At 68.4% G+C, this 7,328-nt stretch carries 5 protein-coding genes and 1 pseudogene; all 6 read right to left on the minus strand.

Annotated features, from left to right (window positions below):
• Positions 1–328: 328 nt before the first annotated feature.
• A complete protein-coding gene (locus ACWDGI_RS43440) occupies positions 329–916 on the minus strand; it encodes a TetR/AcrR family transcriptional regulator (protein WP_450768579.1) in 588 nt (195 codons plus the stop codon).
• Between the two features lie 226 nt (positions 917–1,142).
• On the minus strand, positions 1,143–2,654 hold the full coding sequence (locus ACWDGI_RS43445) for an MFS transporter (protein WP_450768580.1): 1,512 nt from the start codon (positions 2,652–2,654) through the stop codon (positions 1,143–1,145).
• 68 nt (positions 2,655–2,722) lie between these two features.
• Positions 2,723–4,060, minus strand: coding sequence for an NAD(P)/FAD-dependent oxidoreductase (locus ACWDGI_RS43450; RefSeq protein WP_450768583.1), 1,338 nt, complete (start codon positions 4,058–4,060; stop codon positions 2,723–2,725).
• Between the two features lie 84 nt (positions 4,061–4,144).
• Positions 4,145–5,092 (minus strand): annotated as a pseudogene (cydB, locus tag ACWDGI_RS43455) (cytochrome d ubiquinol oxidase subunit II); the annotation flags it as partial.
• Between the two features lie 22 nt (positions 5,093–5,114).
• Entirely contained in the window at positions 5,115–6,650 is a 1,536-nt protein-coding gene (locus ACWDGI_RS43460) for a cytochrome ubiquinol oxidase subunit I (RefSeq protein WP_450768581.1), read from the minus strand.
• A 133-nt stretch (positions 6,651–6,783) separates the two neighbouring features.
• On the minus strand, positions 6,784–7,328 hold a 545-nt coding region (locus tag ACWDGI_RS43465), incomplete at its 5' end, for a hypothetical protein (RefSeq protein ID WP_450768582.1).

The raw sequence follows: 7,328 nt of genomic DNA on the forward strand, positions 1-7,328 counted from the left end.
TTGGCGACATCTGTGGATAGGAGCGGGATCCGCCTTTCGCGATCCCCATGTGAGACAGATTGCCTCACAGAGATTCTATGAGTCAACTTGTCTCATAGTGACCTGCGTCACACCGGCTCGGTTCAAAGAAGTGCAGCGTTCGGACCGGTGGCGCCCGCACCGGCCTGCGAGCCGATCGGTTCGCGCCGACAGGTTCGGCCGACCACCACCGAAGCGGGGAACCAGGAGGTGGCAGAACCTCGCAGTTGTTCATGCGCGCGAAGGACTGCCACCCTGATCAGCCCCGGCCGAACGGCGGACATCCAGCCACGCCGGGGACTCGACGGCGCTAGGACCAGCCCCGCATGGCGGCATCCACGACGGCGTCCACGGTGTCAGGCCCCAGGTGGTTCCCGGCGAGAAAGCGCTCGAAGAACAGGGGACCCGCGGTGGCCATGGCAAAGGTCTCAGGGGTGACGTCCGACCGGAGCCGGCCGCGCTCCACGGCCGCGGCGACAGCGGGACGCAGCGCATCGGCGATCTGCTTGACCAGCGACTCCCGGAGGCGCCGCATGCCTTCGTCATGCCGCGAGCCACCGAGGACCGCAGCAAGGACGGCACCCGCCTGCTCGTCGTCCCACCGCTCGGCGAGCACGCCCAGGCGGTAAACGAGCTCCGCTCGCGGATCATCACCCGAAGCGGCCCGCACCTTCTCGGGCATCGGAGGCAAAGGCGGCATACCGGCTTCCAGCGCGGCCAGGCGGAGGTCGAGAAGACTGGGCCAGTGCCGGTAGACGGTGGCTCTGCCGACGCCGGCGCGGGTGGCGACCGCCTGGTGCGTCACAGCCTCCAGCCCGCCCTCCGTGAGCAGCGCGGTGGCCGCCGCGACCATGGCTTCACGACTGCGCAGCAAACGTGGATCAATTCTGTCTTCCACCTCTCCGTTCCCTTCCGTGAGACAACATGACTTACAGCCTACTATGGGACATTTTGTCTCAGAGAGGGGAACAGGGCGACCCCGAAGAATCTGCACGACTCCTGCGGCGCTGCCCCGTCAAAGGTACCCGGACACCTCCCCCTTTGATTCCTCGTGCACGGCACCTGTCGCAGCAGGTGCCTGCGGCACGGCCTGCAGCCCCTTCTCGGACGGACCCGTCCGCCGGTCACATGTGGACGAGAGGTGCGGCGTTCTCGTCCTGCTGGGGCACACCGCGACGGTAGAGCAGGGCGGTTACGCCCAGGCCGATGACGAAGATGCCCGCCGACCACCAGTAGGCGGTGGAGTAGCCCTCGAGGCCGGCCTGGGCCAGGACGGCGGGGTCCTTGGGGTTGCGGCCGGAGAGGTATTCGGTGACGGCGTCGGAGGCCATCGTGCTGAGCAGGGCGACGCCGATGGACCCGCCGACCTGCTGGACGGTGTTGACGGCGGCGGACGCCGCGCCGGCGTCGGCGTCGGCCACGCCGGACGTGGCCAGGCTCATCGCCGGCGCGATGACCGTGCCCAGCCCGACGCCGACGAGCAGGAGTTGGGGCAGTACCTGCGTCAGGTATCCGCTGTTCGTGTCCAGCGTGGTCATCCAGACCAGGCCGGCGGCCGCCATGGCCATGCCCAGCGGTACCACCGGCTTGGGGCCGATGCGCGGCACCAGGACGTTGTTGGCCACGGCGGAGGCGGACGACGATGCCACGATCATGGGCAGGAAGGCGAAGCCGGTCTTCAGGGCGCTGTAGCCGAGGTTCAGCTGAAGGTAGTAGGTCAGAAACAGGAACACGCCGAACATGCCCGCGCCGCTGACGAACAGGGCGGCGAAGGAGGCGCCGCGATTGCGGTCCAGCAGGACCCGCAGGGGCAGCAGCGGATATGCCGCCTTGTTCTGCCGCCAGACGAAGAGGGCCACCAGGACGGTGCCGGCCGCGAGCATTCCCCAGGTCGACGCCGCCCCCCAGCCGTGCGTCTCGGCGTTCGAGAAACCGTAGACCAGGCAGAACAGGCCGGCGGAGACCAGCAGGGTGCCGGGGACGTCGAGCTTCGAGGACGTGTCGCGCGGGGTGCGGTGCAGCAGGGCTACGCCGCCGACGAACGCCACCACCGCGAAGACCACGTTGACGTACATGGTCCAGCGCCAGTCCAGGTACTCGGTCAGTACGCCGCCGAGGATCAGGCCGACGGCTCCGCCCGCACCGGAGACCGAGCCGGCGACGGTGAAGGCCTTCGCCCGCTCGCGCGGCTCGGTGAAGGTGGTCATCAGGATCGACAGCGCGGACGGGGCCAGCAGGGCGGCGAACCCGCCCTGCACCGCGCGCGCGGCGACGAGCATGAGGAAACCGTTCGCCGCGCCTCCCACCATGGAAGCGGCCGCGAAGCCGGCCAGACCCACCAGGAAGGTCACCTTCTGCCCGACAAGGTCGGCGATCCGGCCGCCGAGCAGCAGCAGGCTGCCGAAGGCCAGCGCGTAGGCGGTGACCACCCACTGCCGGTCGGCGTCCGAGAAGCCCAGGTCGCGCTGGGCGGACGGCAGGGCGATGTTCACGATGGTGCCGTCGAGCACACCCATCAGCATGGACAGGGAGATGACCATCAGGATCCACCAGCGGCGCCGGTGTGACGGGTCGACAGGCACATTCTCCGGTGTGGTCTCAGCGCCGCGAGCGGCGGCGACGGTGTTCTGTGACATGGGGACAGCCCTCCAGGCAGCGGACGGGGGTACGACGGAAAGAGAAAGGGAGAAAGCGGGCGGAGAGATCAGGTACGGCTGCGGGACGACGTGGCCGCCTCGGTGAACGGGTCGCGCGGGTGCTCCAGTTCGATGAGTCCGACGGTTTCCCGCTTCAGGAGGGCGGCCAGGGTCCAGTCCACGAACACGCGTATCTTGCGGTTCAGCGTCGGCACACGGCTGCCGTGGTAGAGGCGGTGGAACCACCACGCCGGGCGGCCCTTGAGCTTGATCTTGTGGAAGAGGATCGCGACGCCCTTGTGGAGGCCAAGGCCGGCCACCGCGCCCAGGTTCTTGTGCCGGTACTCCGCCGGCGGACGGCCACGCAGAGCCGCGATCACGTTGTCGGCGAGCACCGGGGCCTGACGTACGGCGTGCTGCGCGTTGGGCGCGCACCATGCGCCCTCTTCGGCGGCCAGGTCGGGAACCTGGGCGTTGTCGCCCGCGGCCCACACACCGTCGAGACCCCTGACCTGGAGAGTGGGCAGGGTGTCGACGTGGCCACGCGGGCCGAGCGGCAGGCCGAAGTGGGCCAACGCGGGGTTGGGGCGGACGCCGGCTGTCCACACGATCGTGGAGGCGTCCGCCTCGACACCGTTCGCCAGGACCACGTGCTGGTCGACGCAGGAATCCATGGAAGTCTCGAGGTGCACCTCGATGCCGCGTGCCTGAAGCTTCTCCATGGTCCAGACACCGAGGTCCGCACCCATCTCGGGCAGGATGCGACCGGCGGCCTCGACGAGGACGAAGCGCATGTCCTCCCGGGTGACGTTGCGGTAGGTCCGGGCGGCGTCGCGGGCCATGTCCTCGGTCTCCGCGATGGTCTCCACGCCGGCGAAGCCGCCACCGACGAAGACGAAGGTCAGGGCCTTGCGCTTCACCGTCTCGGCGGTGGTGGAGTCGGCGCGGTCCAGCTGGGCCAGGACGTGGTTGCGCAGGCTGATGGCCTCCTCGACCGACTTCATGCCGATGCCGTGCTCAGCCAGGCCGGGTATGGGGAAGGTGCGGGAGACCGAGCCGAGCGCGACGACGAGGTGGTCGAAGGGCAGCTCGAGCGCGTCACCCGCCGCAGTGCGGACGTGGGCGACCTTGTCCGCCTGGTCGACGGAGACCATGTGCCCGGTGACCACCTCCGCACCGGTCAGAACCCCGCGCAGCGAGGCGACCAGGTTGCGCGGGGCCACGTTGCCGGCTGCCGCCTCCGGCAGGAAGGGCAGGTAGGTCATGTACGAGCGGGAGTCCACGACCGTGACGGTCGCCTCACCGCGACGCAGCTTCTTCAGCAGGCGCATCGCGGTGTACAGGCCGACGTAGCCGCCGCCGGCGATGAGGACGCGCGGTTTGTCCGGGACACGGGCGAGGGGCATGACGGTTCCTTGTACGGGAGAGGGGCCGTGGGAGTTGGCCTGCGGGATGTGTTGGGTGCCGATGCGCTTGCGGAACACCCAGTACGTCCAGGCCTGATAGCCGATGACCAGCGGCGCGAAGACGGCGCCCACCCAGGTCATGATCCCCAGCGTGTACGCCGAGGAGGACGCGTTGGTCACCGTCAGGCTCCAGGCCGGGTTCAACGTGGACGGCATGACCTCGGGATGGAGAGTCAGGAACAACGTCGCTGCCGTGGCCGCCACGGTGGCGGCGGAGAAGGTGAACGCCCACCCCTCGCGGCGAGCCCTGGTGCAGGCGAGCGCGATGCCCCAGGCGGCCAGCGCGAGGACCACCGTCGCCAGGCTGCGGCTGTTGCCGCGGTCCACCTGCGTCCAGATCAGGAAGGCCCCGGTGGGCACGGCGGCCAGAGCGCCGAGCCGGAAGGCGAGTGCGCGGGCCCGGTCACGGATGTCGCCGACGGTCTTGAGCGCGACGAACACCGCTCCGTGGACGGTGAAGACCGCCGGCAGGGTCAGCGCGCCGAGCAGCGCGTAGGGGTGGAACAGGCCGCTCAGGCCGCCGGTGTAGACGTGCCGCCGGTCGATGGCCACGCCGTGGACCATGTTGGCGAAGACCAGCCCCCACAGCAGCGGCGCCAGCAGCGAGCACCAGAAGATGGCGTGCTCCCAGTTGCGCTTCCACCGGATGCCGTCGCGCTTGACGCGGTACTCGAAGCCCACAGCCCGCACGATCAGACAGACCAGGACGGCGAACAGGAGGAGGTCGAAGCCGCTGAACAGGGTGGCGTACCAGCCCGGGAAGGCGGCGAAGGTCGCGGCGCCGGCCGCGATCATCCACACCTCGTTGCCGTCCCAGACGGGCCCGATGGTGTTGAGCAGCACACGGCGTTCGGGCTCGTCACGGGCGAGGAGCTTGGTGAGCACCCCGACGCCGAAGTCGAAGCCCTCCAGGACGAAGTAGCCCGTCCAGAAGAAAGCGATCAGCAGGAACCAGAAGTCGTGAAGGTGCATGGCGAAACGTCCTGACGGCTGGTCAGTAGGCGAAAGTGAGGATCTTGTCGTCGTCCTCGGCGGAGGACTGACCACGCAGGCGCGGGTCACGCTGCGGCGGCTGTTCGTCGAGCCGGGGGCCGGCCGTGGCGTACTTGACCATCAGCCTCACCTCGATGACGGCGAGGGCGCCGTACAGGACGGTGAATCCGATCAGGGTCGTCAGCATCTCCGCGGCGCTCACCCCCGGAGAGACGGCGTCCGAGGTGCGCATCAGGCCGTAGACCACCCACGGCTGGCGGCCGCTCTCGGTGAAGATCCAACCGAACGAGTTCGCGATCAGCGGAAACCCCAGCGTCCAGATGGCCACCCGCCAGGCCCACTTGGTCAGAAACGGCCCGAGGGCCCTGTTCCTGGTAAGCATCAGGTACGGGACCTCGTCCGACCGGGTGACGAGGGCCGGGGCGATCCAGCGCCGGTTGCGGGTCAGCCACAACCCGGCCACGCCGACGGCGAAGGAGGTCATCCCGAACATGATCATGAAGCGGTACGACCAGTACTCCACCGGAACATCGGGGAGGTAGTCTCCCGGCGAGCCTCCGTACTGCGCCGCCATGGCCGTTGCCGCGTCGTTGATACCGGTGACGGGGGCGTGCGGGTTGCCGTGGGCGAGGAACGACAGCACGTACGGGATGTCGATGTCGACCGTGTTCGTGTGCTTCCCCCCGTCCATGATGGCGACCACGGAGAACGGCGCGTTCGCCGCGGTGTTCCACAGCCCCTCGCCGGCGGCCATTTTCAACGGTTGCTGATCGATCATCAGTTTGCCGAGGGCATCGGCGTCGAGGACGGTGGCGAAGCCCGCCACCGCCAGTACCGCGAGGCCGACCCGCAGGGAGGTCCGCATGACGCGGATGCGTCCGGCGTCCACAACGCCGCCCCGGGTCCGGGTGCGCTGCGCGTGCCACAGGTGCCAGGCGGCGATGCCGGTCACGAACGCTCCGCCGGTGACGAACGCGGCCGTGATCGCGTGCAGGCCGGCGAACACCGCCGTGGGCTGCAGGAGTACCTCGGAGAAATCGGTCAGCCGGGGTCGGCCGTGGTCCATCCGATAGCCGACCGGGTGCTGCATCCACGAGTTCGCCGCCAGGATGAAGTAGGCCGACAGCACGGTGCCGAGGGACACCATCCAGATGCAGAAGCAGTGCAGGCGGCGGGGGAGCCTGTCCCAGCCGAACATCCACAACCCGATGAACGTGGACTCGAAGAAGAAGGCGATGATCGCCTCCATCGACAGCGGTACCCCGAAGATGTCGCCTACGAAGCGGGAGTACGCCGACCAGTTCATGCCGAACTGGAACTCCTGGACGAGGCCGGTGACCACACCCATCACCATGTTGATGAGGAAGAGCTTCCCCCAGAACTTGGTGGCGTGGAAATACTTCTCCCGCCTCGTGCGCACCCACGCCGTCTCCAGACCGGCCGTGATGCCGGCCAGACTGATCGTCAGCGGCACGAAGAGATAGTGGTAGACGGTGGTGATTCCGAACTGCCAGCGGGCTATCACGTCGGGTGCCATGCCGTATGCACTCTCTCTCCATGAGATTCAGGCGACTTCGCGAACGTGAAAACATTCACAAAGTCGCCTGCACCTGGCGATCGGGGTCCCGGACGGGGCGCGGGTGGCGCCCCGTCCGGGGGTGTGGGGTGGGTCAGCTGGCGGCCTGGGCGAGCAGGGGCTGGAGGGCCGGGTGCTGGAGGGCCTCCTCGGCGGCGGGGTCGTCCAGGACCTCCTGGAAGGCGGCGTTGATCCGCTCGGCCTTGGTGATCTCGGACATCGTCAGCGAGCTGACCGGGTTCCAGTAGGCGGTGGCCTGCTGCTGCCCGTCCTGCAGGATCCACCTCATGCCGGCCATGTTCGCGATGATGTGCTCCTCGAAGCCCTCGCGCGTCTTGTCGCCCGTGAGCGACTCAAGGCCGCCGGACCTCTCGATCCACGGAGCGATCTTGGTTTCCCACTCGGTGGTGTGCTGCATCCAGTCCACGAAGTGCTCGAAGCCGACGGTCAGGAACGCGTCGTCGATGTAGGGCTCCCACTCGGTCTCGAAAGTGGTGGCCCACAGCAGCTCCGTGCCGTTGTTGAAGATCACGTGGCGGGTGTCACGCAGACCGGTCTTGATGGTCGCGGCCATGGGAGCCAGCTTCAGAGCCTCGACCATCCGCCGGCAGGCCGCCGCGCACGCCTCCTCGTGACCCG

The organism is Streptomyces sp. NPDC001220 (genome assembly GCF_053597895.1).